The 23,473-nt window shown below is 44.4% G+C and carries 22 protein-coding genes and 1 riboswitch; of the genes, 13 read left to right on the top strand and 9 right to left on the bottom strand.

What is annotated here, in order from left to right; all coding sequences use genetic code 11:
- The first annotated feature begins 174 nt into the window (after positions 1 to 174).
- A complete protein-coding gene (locus J8N69_RS03840) occupies positions 175 to 2,004 on the top strand; it encodes a DUF3413 domain-containing protein (RefSeq protein WP_168822510.1) in 1,830 nt (609 codons plus the stop codon).
- A 30-nt stretch (positions 2,005 to 2,034) separates the two neighbouring features.
- On the opposite strand, the gene J8N69_RS03835 is transcribed toward J8N69_RS03840, so the two are convergent.
- From J8N69_RS03835 to J8N69_RS03810, 6 genes are all read right to left on the bottom strand, one after another.
- On the bottom strand, positions 2,035 to 3,084 hold the full coding sequence (locus J8N69_RS03835) for a glycosyltransferase family 4 protein (protein ID WP_168822512.1): 1,050 nt from the start codon (positions 3,082 to 3,084) through the stop codon (positions 2,035 to 2,037).
- 18 nt (positions 3,085 to 3,102) lie between these two features.
- Entirely contained in the window at positions 3,103 to 3,888 is a 786-nt protein-coding gene (locus J8N69_RS03830) for a glycosyltransferase family 2 protein (RefSeq protein WP_168822514.1), read from the bottom strand.
- On the bottom strand, positions 3,885 to 4,820 hold the full coding sequence (locus J8N69_RS03825; protein WP_168822516.1) for a glycosyltransferase family 9 protein: 936 nt from the start codon (positions 4,818 to 4,820) through the stop codon (positions 3,885 to 3,887). Before J8N69_RS03825 ends, J8N69_RS03830 begins: the two co-directional genes overlap by 4 nt.
- Positions 4,817 to 5,821 carry a lipopolysaccharide heptosyltransferase II gene (gene waaF / locus J8N69_RS03820; protein ID WP_168822518.1) on the bottom strand — a complete coding sequence of 335 codons (1,005 nt, stop codon included), beginning with the start codon at positions 5,819 to 5,821 and terminating at the stop codon, positions 4,817 to 4,819. The genes J8N69_RS03825 and waaF overlap by 4 nt, the downstream gene beginning before the upstream one ends.
- Complete coding sequence (gene rfaD, locus J8N69_RS03815; protein WP_168822520.1) at positions 5,814 to 6,761, bottom strand: ADP-glyceromanno-heptose 6-epimerase; 948 nt, start codon at positions 6,759 to 6,761, stop codon at positions 5,814 to 5,816. The genes waaF and rfaD overlap by 8 nt, the downstream gene beginning before the upstream one ends.
- 84 nt (positions 6,762 to 6,845) lie before the next feature.
- Positions 6,846 to 7,982, bottom strand: coding sequence for an AGE family epimerase/isomerase (locus tag J8N69_RS03810; protein ID WP_168822522.1), 1,137 nt, complete (start codon positions 7,980 to 7,982; stop codon positions 6,846 to 6,848).
- A gap of 110 nt (positions 7,983 to 8,092) precedes the next feature.
- Between J8N69_RS03810 and hldE the strand changes: the two genes are divergently transcribed.
- From hldE to J8N69_RS03775, 7 genes are all read left to right on the top strand, one after another.
- Entirely contained in the window at positions 8,093 to 9,520 is a 1,428-nt protein-coding gene (gene hldE, locus J8N69_RS03805; protein WP_168822524.1) for a bifunctional D-glycero-beta-D-manno-heptose-7-phosphate kinase/D-glycero-beta-D-manno-heptose 1-phosphate adenylyltransferase HldE, read from the top strand.
- Positions 9,521 to 11,311: a lipid A export permease/ATP-binding protein MsbA gene (gene msbA / locus J8N69_RS03800; protein ID WP_168822526.1), complete on the top strand. Its 1,791-nt coding sequence runs from the start codon at positions 9,521 to 9,523 to the stop codon at positions 11,309 to 11,311.
- Between the two features lie 2 nt (positions 11,312 to 11,313).
- On the top strand, positions 11,314 to 12,540 hold the full coding sequence (locus J8N69_RS03795; protein WP_168822528.1) for a 3-deoxy-D-manno-octulosonic acid transferase: 1,227 nt from the start codon (positions 11,314 to 11,316) through the stop codon (positions 12,538 to 12,540).
- Between the two features lie 22 nt (positions 12,541 to 12,562).
- Positions 12,563 to 12,679: riboswitch (TPP riboswitch) on the top strand.
- A 75-nt stretch (positions 12,680 to 12,754) separates the two neighbouring features.
- Complete coding sequence (thiB, locus tag J8N69_RS03790) at positions 12,755 to 13,768, top strand: thiamine ABC transporter substrate binding subunit (RefSeq protein WP_168822530.1); 1,014 nt, start codon at positions 12,755 to 12,757, stop codon at positions 13,766 to 13,768.
- Positions 13,769 to 13,786: 18 nt separating this feature from the next.
- Entirely contained in the window at positions 13,787 to 15,379 is a 1,593-nt protein-coding gene (thiP, locus tag J8N69_RS03785; protein ID WP_227803967.1) for a thiamine/thiamine pyrophosphate ABC transporter permease, read from the top strand.
- Positions 15,366 to 16,073, top strand: a complete 708-nt coding sequence (locus tag J8N69_RS03780; RefSeq protein ID WP_168822532.1) for a thiamine ABC transporter ATP-binding protein — start codon at positions 15,366 to 15,368, stop codon at positions 16,071 to 16,073. The genes thiP and J8N69_RS03780 overlap by 14 nt, the downstream gene beginning before the upstream one ends.
- A 113-nt stretch (positions 16,074 to 16,186) precedes the next feature.
- Positions 16,187 to 17,014 carry a DMT family transporter gene (locus tag J8N69_RS03775; RefSeq protein WP_168822534.1) on the top strand — a complete coding sequence of 276 codons (828 nt, stop codon included), beginning with the start codon at positions 16,187 to 16,189 and terminating at the stop codon, positions 17,012 to 17,014.
- Between the two features lie 33 nt (positions 17,015 to 17,047).
- Here J8N69_RS03775 and J8N69_RS03770 read toward each other — a convergent pair whose 3' ends face one another.
- From J8N69_RS03770 to J8N69_RS03760, 3 genes are all read right to left on the bottom strand, one after another.
- On the bottom strand, positions 17,048 to 17,935 hold the full coding sequence (locus tag J8N69_RS03770) for a DMT family transporter (RefSeq protein ID WP_168822535.1): 888 nt from the start codon (positions 17,933 to 17,935) through the stop codon (positions 17,048 to 17,050).
- 8 nt (positions 17,936 to 17,943) lie between these two features.
- Positions 17,944 to 18,846: a DMT family transporter gene (locus tag J8N69_RS03765; RefSeq protein ID WP_168822537.1), complete on the bottom strand. Its 903-nt coding sequence runs from the start codon at positions 18,844 to 18,846 to the stop codon at positions 17,944 to 17,946.
- A gap of 64 nt (positions 18,847 to 18,910) precedes the next feature.
- On the bottom strand, positions 18,911 to 19,645 hold the full coding sequence (locus tag J8N69_RS03760) for a MipA/OmpV family protein (protein ID WP_168822539.1): 735 nt from the start codon (positions 19,643 to 19,645) through the stop codon (positions 18,911 to 18,913).
- Between the two features lie 283 nt (positions 19,646 to 19,928).
- On the opposite strand from J8N69_RS03760, the gene rpsF reads away from it, so the two are divergent.
- The 5 genes from rpsF (at position 19,929) to dnaB (ending at position 23,454) form a co-directional block, all read left to right on the top strand.
- Positions 19,929 to 20,333, top strand: coding sequence for a 30S ribosomal protein S6 (rpsF, locus tag J8N69_RS03755; RefSeq protein WP_168822541.1), 405 nt, complete (start codon positions 19,929 to 19,931; stop codon positions 20,331 to 20,333).
- A 22-nt stretch (positions 20,334 to 20,355) separates the two neighbouring features.
- Positions 20,356 to 20,586, top strand: a complete 231-nt coding sequence (rpsR, locus tag J8N69_RS03750) for a 30S ribosomal protein S18 (RefSeq protein ID WP_013662377.1) — start codon at positions 20,356 to 20,358, stop codon at positions 20,584 to 20,586.
- Positions 20,587 to 20,607: 21 nt separating this feature from the next.
- Positions 20,608 to 21,468: a hypothetical protein gene (locus J8N69_RS03745; protein ID WP_168822543.1), complete on the top strand. Its 861-nt coding sequence runs from the start codon at positions 20,608 to 20,610 to the stop codon at positions 21,466 to 21,468.
- A 22-nt stretch (positions 21,469 to 21,490) separates the two neighbouring features.
- A complete protein-coding gene (gene rplI / locus J8N69_RS03740; RefSeq protein ID WP_168822545.1) occupies positions 21,491 to 21,934 on the top strand; it encodes a 50S ribosomal protein L9 in 444 nt (147 codons plus the stop codon).
- Positions 21,935 to 22,077: 143 nt separating this feature from the next.
- Positions 22,078 to 23,454, top strand: a complete 1,377-nt coding sequence (dnaB, locus tag J8N69_RS03735; RefSeq protein WP_168822547.1) for a replicative DNA helicase — start codon at positions 22,078 to 22,080, stop codon at positions 23,452 to 23,454.
- Positions 23,455 to 23,473: the final 19 nt, after the last annotated feature.

The following is a 23,473-nucleotide window of genomic DNA, read 5'->3' as shown; positions in this document are numbered from 1 at the left end:
TTTCGATGATCGTAAGGGCTTGATTCCCGCCTTCGCGGGAATGACGGGGGAGTTCGAAAATGATGTATGAACAACGTTTAGCATTGTTCGAATGACACGCTGATACCTCGCCCCTTGGGGCGGGGTTATTCATTATCTCATTTTAATCGCAAGTCAAATTTTTAGGTTTTTATTATGGTTCTAGGTAATAAACGCTCCGTTTTTGGTTTATTTTTAATAATAAACATATTTTTTTCTATTATTTTGGCGATAAGGTATTTTTCGTTTTTGCCTGAATTTCCGACGGATGCTCTGGGAATATCTTTTATTGTCACAAGTTTAATAGGGCAGATGGCTTTATTAGGTGGAATATTAGGTTTTTTTGCTTTTTTCTTTATTTTTTTGCCTAGAAGTGTTTTTTATCTAGTCGTTAGTTTTTTGGCATCCATAGCGTTGTTTGTGTTGTTAATTGATACGTTTGTTTTTGCTCAGTATCGTTTTCATATCAATGAGGTTGTTCTTAAACTGGTGCTATCAGGTGATGTGGTTGATTTTTCTATCGTCACTTGGTTTATTGCCATTTTTAGTTTTTTTATTATATTTTTAATCGAATACGCCTTGTTGCATTTTTTAACGATTCGCTCAATTACCAACGTTAAAAAACGATATTTCGTATCCCTTTTTGTTGTATGTTTTTTTGCTAGTAATTTTATTCATATCTGGGCGGCAGCAAATGCTTATCAGCCAGTTACTATTAGTAAAAGTTATTTGCCTTTATTTCAGCCTGCGACAGCAAATGGTTTGATGCGAAAGCATGGATGGATTGACGAGGAAGCTTTAGCGCAACAAAGGGCACTGTCTTTAAAAGTGAGTAGTAGTCTTAACTACCCAACAGAAGAATTAGAAACAGGCGCTGTTAATAAGCCTTTTAATATTCTATTTTTGGTGGTGGACTCTTGGCGTTTTGATACTTTTAATGCCGATAATACGCCTAATATGTGGTCTTATTCCCAGAACGGGCTTTCTTTCTCTCGCCATATGTCAACAGGGAATGCAACTAGTACCGGTATTTTTGGATTATTTTATGGTTTGCCGGGAACATATTGGCAGAGCGCGTTGGCTAATCAGAAGTCTCCTGTTTTTATGGATAGGCTACAGGATTTAAACTATGAACTAGGAATTTTTTCTTCGGCATCTTTGACTGACCCAGAATTTAATAGAACAGTTTTTTCCAAGGTAAATAATTTACGACTACGGTCAGAAGGGGATTCACCCTCTGAAAGAGACGCAAAATTAACAGAAGATTGGTTGCAATGGTACCAGCTTAGAGATAAATCCAAACCTGCTTTTTCGTTCCTTTTTTATGATGCTCCACATGGTTATGATTTTCCTGAAAGCTATGATAAAAAATATGAGCCTATGTTAAAAATAGTTAATTATTTGGCGCTGAATAATGATACAGACCCAACACTGTTTATGAATCGTTATAAAACCAGTGTTCGATATGTGGATCATTTGGCTAAAAAAGTATTGGATGAATTGGAAGCAAGTGGTGACGCAGAAAATACCATAGTTGTTATTACTGGTGATCATGCACAAGAGTTAAATGATAATAAATTGAATTATTGGGGGCATAATAGTAATTTTACAGCGGCTCAAATTCACGTTCCATTTGTTGTGGTTGGGCCTGGTTTTTCTTCGGATGATGCTTCTAACGTTAATCAGAGCTTAACAAGTCATGAAGATGTTGTTCCAACGTTAATGAAAAACTATCTAGGTGTAAAAAATCCTATTAATCATTACTCAGAAGGTATTGATCTTTTAAGTGATAAAAATGCAAGAGATTGGGTGTTATCTGCTAGCTACTCTGGTTATGCAATGATTACCAATGATGATATTTTAGAGGTGGGTGCAGGTGGCCAATATAAAATATATGACCTCACTAATAGAGTGAAAAAAGACGCTGAGCCAAATTACGTCTATTTAAAAGAGATGTTAGAGAGTGTTAGTCGATTTAAAAAGTAGTTAAGTTCAGTATGAATAACGGCTAAAGGATTAACCTTGAGCCGTTATTTTTTTATAGAGAGCAGTATAGCTTTCTGCCATTTTTTGTGGGGTATAGTTTTCGAGTTGTTTTTTGGCACCTGCAACCAATTTTGTTTGAAGAGCCTTGTCATTAGAAAGTTTAATAATGGCTTCTTTTAGTGCCAAACTATCGTTTGGAGTAACAAGTACTCCTGTTTCATTATCAATCACAATATCTGGAATACCGCCGACATTAGAAGCAATGATTGGCACACCAGCATCCATTACGTCTAATAAAGTTGATCCTAAACCCTCATTTCGCGAAGGAAAAACGAAGAGATCGAAGTAAGGTAAATAGTCACCAATTCTTGCCTTAAATCCCATCCATGTAATGTTTTTCATCCCTTTGGATAAAGTCTCAAGTTCCTCTTTGTCTGCACCGTCGCCAAAAAAGACAATCTGTAGATCTGGATGGCTTTTTTCTAATAAAGCGGCAGCCTCAATAAGAATTTTTTGCCCCTTATGTTTGTCAACCAGTGCACCTACATGGCCAATGATGGTTTTACCTGGAAAAGTGTTCCGAAAGGCTTCTCCTTCTTTGGGGTCGCTTTCCAAGTGGGCAAGTGTGCTCGGAATCTGATAGACCTCTCCCCAATGTTTACTGCGAATTTGGTTGGCGATAAGTGTTGATATGCCGACCAATGCTGATGCACTACGGTATGTTTTTTGGTTTAGCCATTTATCTTTCACGACAGTATCGACTCGTCGAGTAACGATATAAGGTGTATTTTTTAAGAGCTTGTGCACGTAAGCCCAATGAACTGCTTTAGCTTCATGCGCATGGACAATATCGACCAGTGGTGCTGCATAGTGGCCGGATAGTTGATGGTTTGCGATCACGAATGACAGATTATCAACGTCAGCCAGTCTGGCGAGAAGGGGTGAGTCTTCTCGACAGGCAAGTAGCTGTTTAATGTTAAAATGCTTCGACAATGCTCTAATAAGCAGTTCAGTTTGCCTTTCTCCGCCACGAAAGCCTTTGGCGAGGTTAACATGAAGTACGGTCGGTGTTTTGCTCAAGGTATATCGCCTGTTTTATTACCAAATATTTTTGAAATCATCTTGTTGTGTAACGCTAGGGTCGCGTTGATATTCAAGTAGTTTGGCATATTTTAGGTAGCTATTGACGGCTGCACTTAATGCGACTGTCATGCCATCGACTCCGCCCATGAAGCCTCTCTGAAAAATATATTTGCGGATAAACGCGTTTAGACCGTGGGTAAAGGGTGAGAATGCATTAGCACGTTTACCTTTTGCGTACATGATTTTAGCCGCTCTTCCGCTAAAATTACGACCTGGCTTGGCGAATAACTCACCGATATTTTTAAAAGAGTAGTGGATAATATCTGCGTTAATATCTTTTACGTTTTTGGTTTGCACACTGGCGTGTTGTTTAACATCCGCAAAGCGAGTTTTGTCGGTATTGTATAAGCGGATACAGCGGTCTGGATACCAGCCGCAATGCTTGATCCAACGATTGCCAATCATATTTTGTCGACGGAAAGAATAGCCTTCAATAGTGGTTGATTCTAGGTTTAGCTGTTGGATAGCTTGAGTCATTTCAGGCGTCAAGCGCTCATCAGCATCCAAACTTAATACCCAGGTATTTTTAGTATGCTTTAGCGCAACATTTTTCTGGATGCCATCACCTAGGTAAGGTTGATTGACAATGGTTGCACCTAAACTTCGAGCAATTTCGATCGTGTTGTCAGTGCTTCCTGAGTCAACTACGATAATTTCATCACACACTGTTTGCATAGATTGTATGCAGGCCGCGATGTTTTTTTCTTCGTTGAGTGTGATGATATTGCCTGAGATTTTCATGCTTGGCTCTTCAATAAATTGACAGCGAATTCGGTTACGCTTCTGGTGGTAATGGTTTTAATATCTTGCCCTTTTGCTGGTAGCACTTTAACTGACTTTGCATGACTGTGGAACCATTCGGTATTTGGCTCTCTAAAAAGACCGATATAAGGTTTTTGCATACATTGTGCGATATGGGATGGCCCACAATCATTGGCAATGGTTAAGTCGCAGTGATCCACCAGTTTTGCTATATCGTGAAGAGGGGTGTTCACGTGAAGAGACACATTTTCGCTGTTTAGCTCTTGTGTGTATTGTATTTCTTTTTCTTCGTCTGGGCCCAACAAAACATGGATGTGACATGTTTTTCCTAGCTCATCAGCGATGAGTTTTCCTACTATGAGGAAGTTATTAATCCCCCATTTCTTTATTTCACCGGCTCCTCCACCAGGCATCATTAGTATGTTCAGTTCTGCTTTACTTAGGGTCAGTTCAGAATCGTGCATTAGTGCAAGAAAAGGAGCGGCAAGAGCTGGTAATAAGACTTCTTCATCTTTTATGAATATTTTTAAATAAGCTAATGCTCTGTATTCTGTGTCGCATAAAACATTATGTTTTTCAGAGGTTAAGTTAATTAGAAAATCGTTTTTGACAAAATCAAAAACTTTTCCCCCTTTGATGAGTTTGTATAAAATAATTGGAAAGCGGTTACTTGGCCTTAGGTTGAGCAAGTTATCGCAATGCTTAATTTTTTTGAAGTCGTCGAACTTATTTTCTGAATGAATGCATTCTTTTACCCAAGGGAGCTGGTTGTAAATCCATGCCACATTACTTTTTGATAAAAGGGTAATAGGGGTTTGATTGCTATAGTTTTGGAAGAAAAAATACAATACAGGGATACTGGTTATTTGAGCGCCAAAATGAGGTCTGTTTCTAAGCAATACAAGATTCATGGGGAAACGGCTATCCTTATAATCATGTCTGGAGTAAGTTGATTTTGGCAATTTGTGTGCCCTAACGGACAGCTGCGTTTAAAACAAGGGGAGCATTCAAGGTGAAGATTGTGAATGGTCTTATTGTCGGTAAGCGGCGGGGTGAATTCTTCACTGGTTGAACCATATATGCCATGAACTTCGGTACCAACGGCTGCGGCAATGTGCATTAACCCTGAATCATTGCTGATGGCTTTTTCGGCGGCAGCGAGTAGGTCTATCGCATCAACAAGTTGTGTTTTACCGCATAGGTTTATCGCAAATTCACCCAAGTCTGCAACGATTTTATCGCCATCGTCTTGATCTTTTGGGCCACCCAATACCCAGATTTGGTAACCCGCGGCAACGGCACTTTTCGCGAGTTGATGAAAATACGCAATTGGCCATTGTTTAGAAGGACCAAATTCTGCGCCAGCCATGAGGGCGATGGCTGGTCTATCCGATAAAGTATGTTTTTGATAAAGGCTTTGCTGATTATCTGGGTCGACCTGTAGCGCTGGAGACGGAATATCGATAGGTGGATAAGCCAGTTCATTAGGCAATCCCAACGAGGTAAAGCGTTTTACGGTTTGATTTAAAACGCTTTTATCTAGTTTGCGACGTTCATTGAGCAAAATATAACGTTGTTCACCCGTAAAGCCGACTCGATGCGGGATCTTGGCAAAGAAGGGCACTAAGGCCGACTTCCATGAACGAGGCATAATGATAGCCTGATCATATTGTTCTGAACGAAGCGAATATCCTAGTTTACGTCGCGTGCTGATTCCCCATTCACCATGGCCTGTTGGCAAGGTGATAGCATTTCTCACTTCAGGCATGCGAGCCAAAATAGGCGACGACCATTTGGGGCCGATAACATCAATAATCGCCTCTTTATCTTGCTGTTTTAGCGTAATAAAGAGGCTCTGCGCCATGACCATGTCGCCCACCCAAGATGGGCCAACTATTAAATATTTAGCCATGTGTATCGAGCCAACCTAAGTAATCTTGAACGCCTTGCGCCAAGCCACGGAAGCTGCCGTTATAACCCGCATTGCGTAGTTTGCTGATGTCCGCTTGCGTGAAGCTTTGATACGCTCCTTTTAGCTGTTCTGGGAAGGGAATGTATTCGATCTCGCCTTTTTCGTAATGCGCAATGACGGTTTCGGCTATGGTGCGAAAAGGCTCGGCTTTGCCTGTGCCTAGATTGAAAATGCCAGATTGTTCAGGGTTCTCGAGGAACCAAAGTTTGGTATTCACCAAATCTTCAACGTAAATGAAATCTCGGCTTTGTCCGCCTGCTTCATAGCCATCATAGGCACCAAATAATTTGGGGTTCTCATCTGCAAGCACTTGATTACGAAGATGAAAGGCGACACTGGCCATGCTGCCTTTGTGTTGTTCACGAGGTCCATAGACGTTGAAGTAGCGAAACCCCACAATTTGGCTTTTTGCGTTTGGTAAGATCGCGCGAATGTATTGGTCGAACTGAAACTTGGAATAGGCGTACATGTTAAGTGGCTTTTCGTTTTCACGGGACTCTTGGAAAACAGGGCCAGAACCATACACAGAGGCGGAAGATGCATAAGAGAAGGGGGCGCCATGCTTTAGGCAGAAATCCAATACCGCTTTTGAATATTGATAATTCACATCCATGACATATTTGCCGTTCCATTCTGTGGTCGCTGAGCACGCGCCTTCATGGAACACCGCAATGGGATTAATGCCCAATGTATCCTGCTTGATAGCGTCTAAGAAATCGTACATATCCATGTAATCGGCAATATCAAGATCGGATAAATTGAGGCATTTTTTGCCGTCCGTCAAATCATCCACTAGAAGAATGTTTTTAATGCCTTTGTTGTTTAAGGCTTTGATGATATTGCTGCCAATAAATCCGGCACCGCCAGTAACTATATACATAATACATTTATCCTAATGTAGCGTTTTTACTCAGACTGAGGTTTCGTCTCTGCTAACTGTTCAAATCTAAAAAACGGTTCAAACCTAAAAATCGGTGTTTACTTTCGCCCATGCTATCACTTCTGTTAGGCCGAGAAAAATATGATAGCTGCTGGTGCCGGGAAGCGGGAAGTCTTTTGCTGTGTTGTCTTCGTTAAGATATTCATTCCAACGACCATTTGGCAGCAAATAGTGCTGCTGAATAAAGTCGAGCGCTTTCTCGATACGGTCGATTTTTTCCTCTTTGCCTATCTGCATGACAGTGATGGCTTTTAAATATTCGGTAATGGGCCAGATACGCTTTTCTTTATCAATGGCTTGATAACTATTGCCATCAATTTGGTTGTAGATACCACCATTCTCTGCCAGTCCATGCCGTGTTGCCGTTAGCCAAAGTTGTTGGGCTAAGTCAGTATGGTCGGCGTTGGGCACTATTTTATTGGCGCGGTAAAGCAACCATACCCATTCGAAGTGGTGCCCGGGTTCTACTTGATGGCCTATTTTAGGATCAAGCTGCCAGTCGGCGCTGAAAAATTCACGTAAGGTTTTAGTTTCTTGATGATAAAAGTGTTCGAGTGCTAGTGACAGTAGGGATTGAATAGCTTCTTTATAGTCATCATCTTGTGTTGCTTCAAAGGCCGCCACATAGCCTTCTAGTAAGTGCATATGTGGGTTTTGACGGCGGATTTGGTTTTCATCGACAGGGTAGGACTCATAAAAGCCACCCGATTGCGCTTGCATGTTATCCAACAGAAAAAGGTGTGTCTTTTTCATAAAAACAAGGGCGCGATCATCTTTTGTTAACTGGTAATAATGACTAAAAGACAGCAGCACAAAGGCAAGGGCGTAGGCGTCAGACTGCTGATCTTTTATCGAAAGATCGTCGTTTAACGAAAAAATCCAGCGTTCATTGATGAAGTAGCGCGAGGTGATAAAGTTGAAAAGCGGGGTGAGCATGGCTTGCCACTCAGGTGCATTCTTTATTTGGCAAGCGTGGCTAAAGGTATATAACTGACGGCATTGCGTTAATAAACGCACGCGGCCAACGGCGTTGTTTTTCCAATCGTGCGTCATGCTTTCATAGCTAAAACCTTGTTCTGTATCAATACCATGAAGAGACCAATTTTTCAGTAGCCCATCAAATAAAAAGGATTGGCTGGATAATAGAGTGGAATTCAGCATGGAATAAAAGCCCCGTTATGTTTATTTTAAGCCGTGTGTTTTAGGTGTGTCCAACTTGGTGTGGGAGTATGATAAGATGACTGCCTCTAAAAATCGATTATTATGTGGCTATGAACTCTTCGTATCTAAATTTTAAAGATAAACACATTCTCGTTGTTGGGGATGTCATGTTGGATCGCTATTGGCATGGCGGTACGTCGCGTATTTCACCAGAAGCGCCGGTACAAGTCGTTAAGGTTTCCAATATTGAAGATCGTCCAGGTGGCGCTGCCAACGTGGCGCTTGGCTTAGCCAAATTGGGTGTGTCAGTAACACTGGTCGGTGTGGTCGGAAACGATGAAAATGCTGATGTTTTGACCCGTTGTCTAGAGGACGTTGGCGTTACGTGTCGATTTGTTCGTTCAGAAACCCTCCCCACTATCACCAAGTTACGGGTGATGAGTCGCCATCAACAGCTTATTCGACTGGACTTTGAAGAGCGCGAAGACAGTCTTTCTCAGAATGACGCCTTAGCCAAAGTAGTCGAAGAATGCTTGCCTGACTCGGACGCGGTTATTTTTTCGGATTACGCCAAAGGCTGCTTGGCGGATGTTCAGTCATTGATAACACTTTCCAATGCAGCGGACGTCCCGAGTTTTGTTGACCCGAAAGGCAATGATTTCTCGATTTATCAAGGCGCCACCTTGGTGAAACCAAACCTGCTTGAATTTGAAATGATTGTTGGTAAATGCCATTCAAGCAAAGAACTAGAAGAAAAAGCCAAAGCATTACGTGAACAGTTTGGTTGGAAGGCCTTGTTGGTTACCCGTGGTGAAGAAGGGTTGATTTTATTCAGTGAAGGTAAGCCGCCGTTTTCATTGGCTACAGCCGCTAAAGAGGTGTTTGATGTGACCGGCGCCGGTGATACGGTGATTGCGGTTTTGACTGCGGTTTATGTGACCAGTAAACGTTTTATTGATGCGGTCGAATACGCTAACCAAGCAGCGGGTTACGTTGTTGGCAAGCTAGGGACCGCTTCCATTAGTGCTGAACGTTTAGATGCGATTATGTTTCAGCGTTCACACAGTACAAATTTTGGCGTGCTTTCTCCACAAGATTTACTTGCGCAAATAAAATTGGCGCAAATGAACGGTGAAAAAATTGTCTTTACCAATGGTTGCTTTGATATTCTTCATCCAGGGCACATTGCTTATATGAAGCAGGCTAAGGCTCTCGGAGATCGTCTGATTGTAGCGGTCAATACCGACGCATCGGTTAAACGACTCAAAGGCGAAAAACGTCCGATTAATAACCTGATTCACCGTATGTCAGTGTTGGAAGGAGTGGGGGCGATTGATTGGGTTACTTGGTTTGACGAGGATACACCGAAGGAAATTATTGAATTTTTAACGCCCGATGTCTTGGTAAAAGGTGGTGATTACACCATAGAGACGATTGTTGGTGCTCATCATGTCTTGGCCCATGGCGGCGAGGTAAAAGTATTGACCTTTGTCGATGGCTATTCAACCACGGCTATTATTGAAAAAGCGAACCTGTAAATGCAAGATAAAGAGAATATTGAGACGGAAGTGCCTGTTCAAAAAGTGCCTGTTTCTGGTACACAAATCTATTTTCGCCTATTAGGTTATGTGCGTTCGTCCTGGTTGTATTTACTACTTAGTGTGATTGGCTATGTCATTTATGCGGCGATGGAGCCCGCGCTAGCGGCCTTGTTAAAGCACATAGTCGATGTCGTCTCTGAGGGGAATATTTCCGAGAGTCGCCTTGTCATTCCTATGGCTATTCTAGGGGTGTTTATTGCCCGTGGTATTGGTACCTTTTTGGGCAACTATTTTATGGCGAAAGTCGCCAACAATGTGGTTTTCGATTTGCGTACTCATATGTTTAATAAGCTCGTGCGCTTGCCTTCAAGCTATTTCCACTCAATACCCACTGGACGTTTGCTGGCAAAATTAACCTACGATACAGAGCAGGTAATTGGTTCGATTACTCAAGCCATTAGGGTGGTGTTGCGTGAAGGTTTAACTGTCGTGGGTTTGCTTGGCTATATGATCTACATGAACTGGCGCCTTTCCTTACTATTTTTATTGGTCGTGCCTTTGATTGGCCTTGTCGTTTCTTATGCTTCTAAGCGTTTTCGTAAGCTGAGTACACGCATTCAAAATGCCATGGGCGGTGTGACGGATGTGGCGTCAGAAGCGATTAAAGGACACGAGGTGGTGAAGATCTTTGGTGGCAGTGAATACGAAATTAAACGTTTTCACAAAGCTGCCCATGAAAACCGCCGTTCCCAGTTAAAAATGGAAATGACCAAATCTCTCAATATTCCGCTGGTGCAGTTTATTTTGGCGGTCATGATGGCCATTTTGATTTGGTTCGCTTTGAGTCCATCGATCAGTTCGCATATGTCTCCGGGAGATTTTATCGCCTTCTTGACGGCGGCGGGTATGCTAGGTAAACCGATTCGCCAATTAACCGATGTAAACAGTATTTTGCAAAAGGGCATTGCCGCGTCTTACAGTATTTTTGACTTTTTGGATTTGCCAGAAGAGGTCGACAAAGGGCAAACCACGGCGACCCGTTTTAAGGGGAATATTGAATGGGAAACCATGTCATTTAAATACTCAGGGGCCGAAAAACAGACGTTAAAAAATATCAATTTGTCTTTGCCGGCAGGAAAAACCTTGGCGTTAGTGGGGCGTTCTGGCAGTGGTAAATCGACTATGGCGAATTTGATTCCGCGTTTTTACGATATTGATGAAGGTCAAATAAGCATTGATGGCGTGGCTATCAATGATTATAAGCTGACGGAATTGCGTTCTAATATCGCCTTGGTCAATCAGCAAGTGGTGCTTTTTAATGGCACGATTCGAGAAAATATCGCCTACGGTTGCTTGCAAGATACTAGCCTAGAAGACGTGATCGAGGCGGCCAAAGCCGCCAATGCTTGGGACTTTATTCAAGAGCTTGATCAGGGGGTAGACACCATGGTCGGTGAAAACGGTGTGCTTTTGTCCGGTGGCCAGCGCCAGCGTATTGCCATTGCTCGGGCGATTTTGAAAAATGCGCCTATTTTGATTTTAGATGAAGCCACCTCAGCACTGGATACCGAGTCTGAGCGAGCGATTCAAACCGCTCTGGATGGGCTCATGGAAAATCGCACCACCATTGCTATTGCCCATCGCTTATCCACTATTGAAAACGCCGACATTATTGCTGTGGTGGATCATGGTGAAATTATTGAGCAAGGCTCTCACAGTGAGTTGCTAGCGATGAACGGCGCTTATGCGCAACTTCATAACCAGCAATTCAGTGACGCAGCAGATTAATTATGTGGCTGTACCATTCGTTATTGGCGTTATTAACACCGGTCATTTTATTAAAAATTCGACGTTTTAAGAAAACCTACCAGCACTATCGCGCGAAAGAAGCGTTTGGTTTTTGGCCTTCTGTTGAAGTGGATCTATGGATTCATTGTGCGTCTGTGGGAGAAGTGCTTGCTGTGCGTCCTTTGGTCCTGCAATGGCGAGAAAGGTTTCCAACGCACCGTTTGCTGATGACCACCATGACGCCCACTGGGGCGGAACAGGTGGAGAAGGCCTTCCCTTTTGCCGAGCATCGTTATTTGCCGATGGATTGGCGTTGCAGTGTGAAGAGGGCGCTAAAGAAAATAACCTGTAAGCGCTTGTTGATTGTTGAAACCGAACTTTGGCCTAATTTGTTACACCAAGCGAAACGTCAGGGCATGCGCATTGACGTGGTGAATGCCCGCTTGAGCGAACGATCTTTTCAGCGTTATCAAAAATTCTCTCTTATTTCTCGTACTTTGTTTGCTTTGCCAGATTGTTTTTTAGCGCATGCACAGGCAGATGCCGTGCGTTTTGAAGCGCTAGGGGCAAAAAAGGTGTTGGTGACTGGCAGTATTAAATTTGACCTTGTTGTACCACCAGAGGTTTTTCAAGCTAATTGGCGACGCCAGCTTGGCTCGCGTTTTGTTTGGGTGGGCGGCAGCACGCATCAAGGCGAAGACGAAATCTTGTTACGCACCCATCAAGCGCTTTTGCAGAAGCAACCTAATGCTTTATTACTCTTGGTACCTCGCCATCCAGAGCGTTTTGAGGCTGTTTATGCGTTGGCTAAACAGTCATTTGATCGAGTGGCGCTTCGTAGCCAAACGCCGCTGGAGCAATGGTCGGATTTTGATGTGGTGATCGGCGATTCGATGGGAGAGCTGATGCATTATTATCAGGCATCGGACATGGTGTTTGTCGGCGGTAGTTTGATTAAGCGAGGAGGCCATAATCCTATTGAGCCTGCTCTGCTGGGGAAAACCATTTTGGTTGGACCCTATACTTTTAATTTTGCCGAGATTACCGATCAGCTTTTGCAAGTGAATGGTGCAGTGCGTTGCCAAGATGAAACACAACTGGAAAGTGTTGTGCTGGATCTTGCTGGACAAGCGTCTCAGCGTTATAGATTGGGTCAAACGGCCTTGCGTTTTGCTGAAAAAAACCAAGGTGCGGTGACACGGGTGCTTGCGGAAATAGACTTCCGCTGAGTGACTCTTTACAATAACAGCTCATTATCTCATGGGGTGCTTTAGTTTTTTAAGACTAGAGCTGAGAAGCGGATTAACCGCTAACCCACCGAACCTGATCCAGATCATGCTGGCGTAGGAATCGAGATAGCAAGTTGAACTGCCGACATAGCGTCGCTCACATCCCTCCTTGCCATTTCCCCTGTACGCCGCTCACTTATTTAGGAGCGACACCTTGAAACCATTTTTGTTAACTACTCTTTTTTCGACTGCCGTCGTTAGTATTGGCGTTGCTTTCTCGCCACTGACGTTCGCCAAAGAAACCCTTAATGTGTACACCTACGATTCGTTTGCGTCGGATTGGGGGCCTGGGCCAAAGATTAAAGCCAGTTTTGAGCAAGAATGCGGCTGTGAACTAAATTTTGTCGCGCTGGACTCTTCGGTGGGCATTTTATCCAGAGCGCAATTAGAAGGTAAGTCGTCGCAGGCGGATGTGCTATTGGGGCTGGATCTTAATTTGATGGAAGCCGCCAAAAAAACCGGACTATTGGCAGAGCATTCGGTTGATACGTCGAACGTTACGATTTCTGGTGGTTGGTCGGATCGGTTTTTTGTGCCCTTTGACCAAGGCCATTTTGCCTTTATTTACAACGCTGAGACGCTTCAAACGCCCCCAACCAGCTTAAAAGAAGTGGTGGATAATCAAGCTTTACGGGTGATTTATCAAGACCCAAGAACGAGTACACCGGGACTAGGTTTGCTGTTGTGGATGAAGTCGGTTTACGGGAATGATGCAGCGAATGCTTGGGCGCGCTTGGCTTCTCATACGGTGACGGTGACCAAAAGCTGGTCCGATGCCTACGGTTTATTTTTGAAAGGTGAAGCCGATGTGGTTTTAAGTTATACCACATCACCTGCTTATCATATTGTGGCGGAGGACGAGACTAAATACCAAGCCGCCATGGCCAGTGAAGGGCTTTATCCGCAAATTGAAGTGGCGGCTATGATGAAGGATGCGCCTCATCCGGCGTTGGCGAAGCAGTTTATGCAGTTTATTTTGCAGCCAGGTTTTCAATCGACAGTGGCGACGGGGAATTGGATGTTGCCAGTGATTGAGTTGGATGAGGCATTGCCTGCTGCTTTTGATGACGCTTTCAAACCCAGTAAGAATTTAGTCTTGCCCGCAGCAGAGGTGGCTAAGCACCGCGGTGCTTGGGTGGATGAGTGGCTAAATGCTACAACACGATAATAGATAATAGGCGCTACGTTGTTTTCTTTGCGAACGGTTAAAGGCTTATTGCCAGCATTATTGGGTGTTGGCTTTTTTCTGTTAATGGGCGCTGCCAGTCTGGTGGCGCTTTTGCGTTATAGTGACTGGCACTCTTGGCTTGGCTACATGCAGCAGCCTTATCTTTGGCGAGTAGTGCGTTTTTCCTTATGGCAAGCGCTGCTTAGCAGCGGGATTAGTTTGTTGATTGCTATTCCGGTCGCCTCTTGTCTTATTCATCGGTCATTTTATGGGCGAGCTGCGTTGCTGCAATTGTTTTCGGTGTCCATGGTGGTGCCGACCATTGTGGCGATTTTAGGGTTGGTTGTGGTGTATGGTCGTAGCGGTTGGCTTTACCAGCTGTTTGATATCCACATTCCTTTGTATGGTCTCGTGGGAATTTTATTGGCGCATGTTTTTTTCAATATGCCCTTGGCGGTGCGTCTTTTGTTGCAAGGCTATGATTTGATTCCTTCAGGGCAGTGGCGTCAGGCTTCGCAGCTGGGCTTTTCCCGATGGACGGCGTTTCGTTGGATTGAATGGCATTACCTAAAAAAAGTGCTGCCTGGTGCTTTTGTGCTGATTTTTATGTTGTGCTTTTCTAGCTTTGCTGTGGTGTTAAGCTTAGGCGGTGGGCCAAAGTTTAGCACCTTGGAAGTGGCGATTTATCAGGCGCTTAGGTTCGACTTTGACCTTAACAAGGCGAGTTTTTTGGCTTTGTTGCAGGTGTCGATATGCACCTTGTTTGCCGTCGTTGTTTATCGTATCGCCCCGGTTAATCGTCAGGACGTGAGTTTGTTAGCGGTTAAACGTTACTCGCTCAAAGATTCTTTTTGGGCAAAATCGGCGGATGCTTTGGCGTTATTGGTGGCGTTCATTTTGGTGATTCCGCCTTTTTTGGCTATTTTTGATCCGGTTTTTTCACCTATTTTTTTGCTAACATTGCAGTCTGCTGCGCTGTGGAAAGCGGTGTTAGTGTCATTGCAAATCGCGTTTCCTGCGGCACTGGTGAGCCTTTTACTTGGCGTGTCTTTTTGTGTGTTGGCGCGTTTTTGTATGGCTCGCCGGTATTTAGCCTTGTTACCCAATAAGATTGAGCATCTGGGTAATTTGATTTTAATGGTGCCGGGCTTGGTCATTGCTACGGGGCTGTTTTTGTTTTTGCGTGATCTTGGTTGGGGATTTCAATCGAGTTATTGGATTGTGGTGTGGGTGAATGCGGTAATGGCTTTGCCTTTTGTGTTACGTGCTCTGATGCCGGTGATGTATCAGCAAGAACGGCGTTTTAGGGCGGTCTACTTGAGCTTAGGGGTTCGGTCTTGGTCACGATGGTGTCTGGAATGGCCGTTGATTCGCCTCAGTGTGGCGCAAGCGTTGGGTTATGCCCTGTTGCTTTCTTTGGGCGATATGGGCGTGATTGCGCTATTTGGCAGTCAAGGCTTAGTGTCTTTGCCTTTGTACCTGTTTCAGTTGATTGGTGCTTATCGATTAGAAGAAGGGGCCTGTGTGGCGGTGGTATTAATATTACTTTGCTTGCTACTGTTTTACGGTTCAACGCGTTTTATCGGAGGAAGATCGCTTGTTAAGCATTAATCTTCAATACGACTGGGAAAACTTTCATGCGAATTATTGTGTGGATATTCCCCCCGGTGTTACCACCTTGCTCGGTGGTAGCGGTGAAGGGAAAAGCACACTTTTGCACTTGCTCGGTGGCTTTTTAGCGGCTCGTGGCACGCTTTTTTTCAATGATGAGTCACTGCTGTTTTTGCCCGCTTACGAAAGGCCCATGTCGACCTTATTTCAAAGTGATAATTTGTTTCCGCAATTAACGGTTTGGCAAAATGTGGCCATTGGCTTATCGCCTTCGTTGTCTTTGGATAATGAGCAAAAGGCGAAAATTCATTGGGCGCTTGAAAAAACACAGCTTGCTGACAAGGCGCAGCGTTTTCCACAGGCGTTATCGGGTGGTCAGGCTCAACGAGTGGCTATTGCGCGGGCGCTGGTGCGGAAAAAGCCCATATTATTACTCGATGAGCCTTTTAGCGCCTTGGATCCTGCTTTACGTGAAGAAATGCTGCATCTGGTTAATGAAGTGACGCTTGAGTTGGGGTTAACAACCTTATTGGTGTCGCATTTGCCGCAAGAGGCTAGCTTGGTGGGTGGGCAGGTAATATTGATTGAGCAGGGGCGGGTAGTCGCTCATGAACCTGTGTCTGTGTTGTCGCAACCAGAACCCCATCCGCTTTTTTCTCAGTATCTTGGTGCTTCTCGTCACTCGACAATCTAAGTTAATTAGGTTAAACAGTCAGCCTATATTTAGATATCAGTTACCGTTGTTTTTACCCATTCAAAGAGTGATGCACCTTGGACAGTAATGAATTGTTAAAGAAAGGCGTTGTCATGACCATCGCGTATGCGTTTGTGATGTCGCTGACGGCACTGGCTGCTAAGCAAGCTCAAACCATGATTGCGGTGTCTACTTTGGTATTTTGGCAGAGCTTATTTTGTGCTTTGATATTATTGCCACAAATGCGCGGGCGCTGGCAAAAGCGACCTTTATCTGTGTGGAAAATTCATTTTTTACGCAGCTTTGGCGGTTTTATTGGTTTTCTTTTTTATTATTGGTCGTTGAATCATATTCCCTTGGTTGAGGCGTCTTTACTAAGAACCTGTGCACCGCTGTGCGTGCCATTTGTGGTGCTGGTACTGCATCGAATTCGTATTCCAAAGGCGCGCTGGTTGCCGCTTATTATCGGTTTTGTTGGTGTCGCCTTCATTATTCAACCCATGCCAAGTCATTTGAACCCATGGCATCTTGTTGGTCTTGTATCGGCGGTGGGGTTGGCTTTATCTATGGTGACAACGCGGATGTTGTCACAACAGGTTTCGGGTGAAGAAACCTTATTTGTGTATTTTCTCGTGTCGACTTTATTGTCTCTCCCATTGGTTTTTGTGCAGGGAGAGTCCTTTACTTTGCCTTTGGGTGTTTGGCCCTTCGTGGCGGCGGTCACCATCACCTTGTATGTTGGTATGACGCTTTATAATTTGGCTTACACCTATGCGCCAGCCAGTATCGTTTCCCCTGTGAGTTACGTCGGGGTGGTGTTTAGTGGTTTTTGGGGTTGGGTTATTTGGGGGCATGTGCCGGGTATTTACGCCATTTTGGGGATGCTGTTTATTTTCTTGAGCATCTTGATGAGTACCCGTATGGCGCGAAATAGAGGTTAGGTGGCAGATTGTCGTTTTTTGTCTGGCCGTTTTTTATTTGGCCGTTTTTTTATTTAAAACCGTTGCCACAAAAATGCCTGAAAAAATTAAGGCAATACCGACATAGTGGAAGTTCAGTAATTGCTCGCCTAAGAAGAGAACCGATAAGCCGATGCTGAACACTGGTAAGAGGTGGATGAAGTGCCCTGCGGTGGCGGCACCGAGTTTTTGTACGCCAGTATTCCAACACAAAAAAGCCCCAATAGAAGCAAATACTCCCATATAAAGAATGGCTCCCCAATTACTTGCGCTGAAATCAGCGAGTGAGCTGTGTCCAAAGAGGAAAAAAAGCGGCGCTTGAAAGAGGGTGCCGATCAGTGCGGTGCAAGCGAAGAAGCCAATCAAGGACATGCCTTTTGGGCGTTTAATAATGAGCACCGAATAAATTGCCCAGCTAATGGCGGCGGTGATAATCCATAAGTCGCCTTGGGAAAAGCTGAGGTGTAAAAAAGTGTCTAAGCTACCACGACTGACAATGGTGATCGCGCCCAGCGTGGAAATTAAGATGCCGGTGTTTTGCAACCAAGAGGTTTTACTGCCCAATAACAAGCGAGCAGTAATCAGAATCATCACCGGCATGATGGAGTTGAGTAGTACGGCATTGGTTACTGTGGTTGACGTGAGGCCTATGTATAAGAATAAGTTGTAGTTACAGATACCAAGCCAACCAAAAAGCGTCAGTAAGGGCCAGTTTTTAGCGATGATTTTTCGCTCTAACCAGAGTTTTTTGTAGGCAAAAGGCAGAATGATCAGGCAGGCAAGACTCCAGCGTAAAAACGAGATAGAGAAAGGGTCTATGCCGCTTGAAACGGTTATGCGGCCTAAAATATAATTGCCTGACCAGAAAAGAATCGGCAAGAGTAAATAAACAAACGCTGGCATGACAAGTCCTATTTTGATGATTTGGTTTTCTTCGACACGTTTTGTACAAACAGTCCGGTAAGAATGCAAGCTAAGCCTATCAGGGTGGAATCCAGAATGGTTTCTCCGGCAAACTGAGACAGCCAAATGATAGACAGCAATGGCGATAAAAAGATGAGGTTGGCGACTTGGCTGGCGTTAGTCGTCAGTTTCATGGCTTTATTCCATAGCACGAAGCTCAACCCCATTTCAAACAAGCCAATGTAAACCGCTCCCCATAACCCCTCGTAGTTAAAGTGATTTAACTCTCCTGTTACGCCCGCGAAAATAACAATAAGAGGCAAGGCAAAGGCAAAGTTTAGCGTTAGGCCAATTAGGCTGGGGCGTTTGTCTTTGGTGTTCAGTAGCCAATAAAGCGCCCAGATAATGGTGCTGAGTAGGGCGAACGCGACACCAGACACATTGGAAAACTCTAATGAGCCAATTTGCCCGCGAGTGGAAATGTACAAGACGCCAAAATAGCAGGCCGCCGCCGCAAGGTAGTCGGCGGGGGTTAAGCGTTGTTTCAAAATGGGCACGGCCATAAAGCTCAGCATGATGGCCCATGTGTAGTTAATGGCTTGTGCTTCTTGGGCTGGGAGCGTGTTATAGGCTTGCAGTAAGATCAGGTAATACAGAAAAGGGTTGATGGCGCCAAAAAACAAAGACGATTTCCAGGTTTGTTTTGCCAGACTTATTAATGGCTTTGTTTCACCCTTAACGGCAATCAAGGTGATTAAAAACAGTAACGACACTATGTTGGCCACAAGCAATAATTGCGTAGGCGAAAAATGCTTCAAAGACAGTGAAAACGCGGTGGCAACCGTTGACCAAAGTAACACGGCCCCAAGTCCAAATAGCATGGCTTGGGTATTGTTGGAAAATTTGCTCATGATGTGGGTTCCGCAAGTTCTAATACGATGTTTTTATTGGGGGCTTTGCTCTACTTTGAATCCGCTAAAAGGAAACGAATACACCCGCTAAAACAGAAGTGCTTGCATTGTCTTCGACTATAGCGCTTTTGAGTACGTCATCGTCGTATTTTGTATGGACGACACCCAGCATTAGGCTAATATTTTGTGAGAGCGAATACATGCCTCTTACGCCATAGCGCACAAAAGAGATAGCGTCAGCGTCATGGGCTGTAATGCTGCCACCGGTTCGGTTTGACTCTGCCGGTGAAATGCCAAAAAGATGATTGCTCATCTTACTGTTCATGTAGCGATAAGAAATGGTGGGTATGATTTTCCAATGACCCATGGGAATAGGGTAGCCTGCCGATATTTGGGCGTAGTAACCGTCGTGTTCGCCGCTGATGTCTTGCGCCAATTTTGTTGTTACCGGGCCATATTTATAAGAGGCAAATGCCATAATACTGGCGTCTCTGTCGTCTAATTGTTGGATGTTGATGTCATCTGAATCATCAGGATCGAAGCTTGAGCTATCATAAGATAGGCCGATAGCCGCGTTCTGTACGGATTTTTTCGGTAAAAAACGGTAGCCAGTTTCAGGTAAGCCGATGAAAAAGTGTTCACCTTGATAATTTATATTGGGTAAAAATGCGGATCGAGAGTCGACGTCTTTGTAGATCGATTGTGACATGGCGCCTATGACTCCTAGGTCACCGTCAGCGTGTGCGATGAGCGGAGTAAGGGTGATGGATACTAAAATAATTTTTTGGATGATGTCCATATTCTCACGCTTGAATGAATTAAGGTGCCATTGATTCTATTGGCTTAGGAGAGAGCTGTAAAATAGTTTGCAGGAAATGCTTTTTTCTTCCTAAAAACTCGTTGGTGATGGCGCCTCATTTGCACTGATAGGGAGGGTCACTTTGGTTTGGTTACGCCTTTTCGGTTTACTTGTTGTCCACTCGTGCTATATAATACGCGTCCCTGTAAATCAATACTCCTTGTCTCACAGCTTTATCACAGGGGAAGCAAGCGTGGAGACTAAGAACCCATAAGGAGCTTAAATGCGTCATTATGAAATCGTCTTTCTGGTTCACCCAGATCAAAGCGAGCAAGTACCAGCAATGGTAGAGCGTTACACTAACCTAATCACTGAAGATGGTGGCCAAGTTCACCGTTTAGAGGATTGGGGTCGTCGTCAACTTGCTTACCCAATTAACAAAATTCACAAAGCACACTATGTTCTTATGAACATTGAGTGTTCTGACAGTGTTTTGTCTGAACTAAACGACACGTTCCGCTACAACGATGCCATCATCCGTAACTTGGTGATTCGTCGTAAAGATGCGGTAACTGACGTATCTCCTATTAAAGCTTCTGAAGGTCGTGAAGATCGTCGTTCTGCTCCTCAGCGTGAAGAGCGTAACCACGACAATTCTGAAGAAGTATCTGAAGAATCTGAAGATTAATCTATTTTATTAGGAGACACTCATGGCTCGTTTTTTCCGTCGTCGTAAGTTCTGCCGTTTTACAGCAGAAGGCGTTAAAGAGATCGATTACAAAGATCTAGACACACTGAAAGGTTATATTACTGAAACTGGTAAAATCGTACCTAGCCGTATTACTGGCACTAAGGCTCGTTACCAGCGTCAGCTAGCGACTGCTATTAAACGCGCTCGCTACATTGCTTTACTTCCTTACACTGATAGCCACTTTAATTAATAGGCTGAAAGAAGCGCTTTTATGAGTGGTTTAGCGAAATGGGTCATGAAAAAACGTCTTAATGCCGTTATCGGTGTGATGGTGTTTGGTCTGATCCCTATGATGTTTTGGCTAGCTGCTGCGATCCTAGGATTGGTGGTGCTTCGCAAAGGTGTAAAAGAAGGAATACCGGTATTAGCTTGGGGGTGTCTACCAGCATTTGTGCTGTGGATATACCAAGGTGATGCAACGGCACTTCTGGTGTTGGTTGATGTGATGTTGTTGGGCTATTTACTTAGATCAACAGCGTCATGGAGTTGGGTGCTGTTAGCTGGCAGCTTTTTAGCTGTTATCAGTACGCTGCTTCAGCCTTTTTTGATGGCGGACGTTTTGAATCTAGCGGTAGCTTTGGTTCAGAAGGTGTTGGTATCAGAAGGGGTCGAGATTCCTGATAAAGATTTGATTTTTAACCAGGCGGTGATGGCAGTGTCCATCTTCCAAGTGGTGATTGCCATTGCTTCCTTGTTTTTAGCAAGAAAGTGGCAAGCAGGGCTCTATAACCCAGGCGGTTTGCGTACTGAGTTTCATCAACTAAGATTGCCAGTGGCGTTTAGTTTGGTTTTGGGTGGGATGATTTTAATTGGGGAAAGCCTAGGCGGTTCCTTTATTATTCTATCTCAAGCCGCTGTACCCGCTTTAGTGTTGCCGGGGCTCGCTTTAATACATGGTATTTTAGCAAAAAAAGAAATTGGGGTTGTTGGACTGATTGCATTTTATCTGGTGGGATTTTTTGTTCTGAATGTGTATTTCGCGAATGTATTGGTCGCACTTTGTGTGATCGACAGTTTTGTGAATATTCGTTCTAGAATCCAAGGTAAAGCGTCCAACTCAAGTGATAGCTAATGATTAATTAGAGGTGATCGAGATGGAAGTTATTCTACTCGACAAAGTAAACAAGCTAGGTGGTATTGGTGACGTTGCCGTTGTTAAACCAGGTTATGCTCGTAACTTTTTGATTCCGAACAAAAAAGCTGTAATGGCTACAAAAGCTAACTTGGCTAGCTTTGAAGAGCGTCGTGTTGAACTTGAAGCGCAAGCCGCTGAGCGTAAAGCTGCAGCTGAAGCTCGTGCTCTAACGCTAGAAGGCAAAACTTTCACTATCGCTGCAAATGCGGGTGATGAAGGCAAGCTTTTCGGTTCTATCGGTACTCGTGACATCGCAGATGCTATTTCTACGCAAGTAGCGGTAGAGAAAGCTGAAATCCGTCTTCCAGAAGGCGCGATTCGTCATACAGGTTCTTTCGAAGTAGACGTTCAACTTCATTCTGAAGTTATTGTAACGGTCACTTTGTCTGTAATCGCTGAGTAATTTGCCTAGGCAAATTACTTAAGAAGGGCGTCAGTTCTTCTTAATAAGAAAGGGGTATCTTGTGTTTGCAAGATGCCCTTTTTTTTATGGGCGTGATAAGCTAATCCCCTTGTGTTTTTTCTGTTTTTGTATGGGTGTTTTGCGTGCAACTAAATGATTCTGAAGTCGCTTCTATTAAATTACCACCGTATTCCATTGAAGCTGAGCGTTCCGTTGTTGGTGGCTTAATGCTGGACCCACAAGCGTGGGAAAAGGTCTCTGAGCTGGTGATTGCGGATGATTTTTATCGTCCAGAGCACAAGTCGATCTTTACCGTGATTGCTCGTTTGGCTGATGAGTCTGAGCCTATCGATGTGGTGACCATTGGGGAGCGCTTAGACAAACGTGGCGACTTAGAGTCTATTGGTGGCATGGCGTACTTAATTGAGGTTGCTGAGGCAACGCCTAGCGCGTCAAATATCGCCGCTTATGCCGACATTGTGCGCGAGCGTTCTATCTTGCGCCGCCTAATTTCCACCACGAATGATATTTCTGCGCGGGCCTTTCATCCAGAAGGAATGACGGCGGCGGAAGTATTGGATGAAGCGGAACGAAAAATCTTTCAAATCGCAGAAGGCGGTGAGAAAAAAGGTGGGCCACGTATTGCCGCCGATATATTAAGTGCCACGGTGGATAAAATTGATGAGCTGTATCATCAGGAAGGTGCGATCACCGGCTTGAGTACAGGCTTTACGGATTTAGACGCCATGACCGCTGGCATGCAGCCATCCGATTTGATTATTGTCGCGGGTCGTCCGTCGATGGGTAAAACCACCTTTGCGATGAACTTGGTGGAAAATGCCACCATGATCAGTGAAAAACCCGTTATTGTCTTCAGTTTAGAGATGCCGGCCGAGGCGTTAATGATGCGTATGTTGTCCTCCCTGGGGCGAATTGATCAGACGCGTATGCGTTCTGGGCAATTGGTTCAAGAAGACTGGGACAAATTGATGTCGGCGGTGAAAATGCTCAAAGACCGTAAGTTATTTATTGATGACACGGGCGGTATTAGCCCGACTGAAATGCGCTCGCGTGTGCGACGTATTGCGCGTGAGCATGGTGGCGTGGCGATGATCATGGTGGATTATCTGCAGTTGATGCAAATTCCTGGTTTCACCGAAGGTCGTACCAATGAAATTTCTGAAATATCTCGCTCCCTTAAAGCCATCGCCAAGGAAATGGAGTGCCCAATGGTGGCGCTTTCTCAGCTTAACCGTAGCTTGGAAAACCGACCAAATAAGCGCCCTGTAAACTCAGATTTGCGTGAATCTGGGGCGATTGAGCAGGATGCGGACGTGATTTCTTTTGTCTATCGTGATGAGGTGTATCATGAAGACACGCCTCATAAAGGGATCGCTGAGATTATTATTGGTAAGCAACGTAATGGTCCGATAGGGACTTGTCGACTGGCGTTTGTCGGTAAGTACACCCGCTTTGAAGATTTGGCGCCAGATGCTTACCGAGATTTTGATGACGAATAGCCCCTGATTGGTGTATTTT

Origin of the sequence: Marinomonas profundi (genome assembly GCF_020694005.1) — a bacterium.
GTDB lineage: Bacteria > Pseudomonadota > Gammaproteobacteria > Pseudomonadales > Marinomonadaceae > Marinomonas > Marinomonas profundi.
Note: the sequence above shows the minus strand (reverse complement) of the source record. Positions and strands in the feature narration are given on the sequence as shown.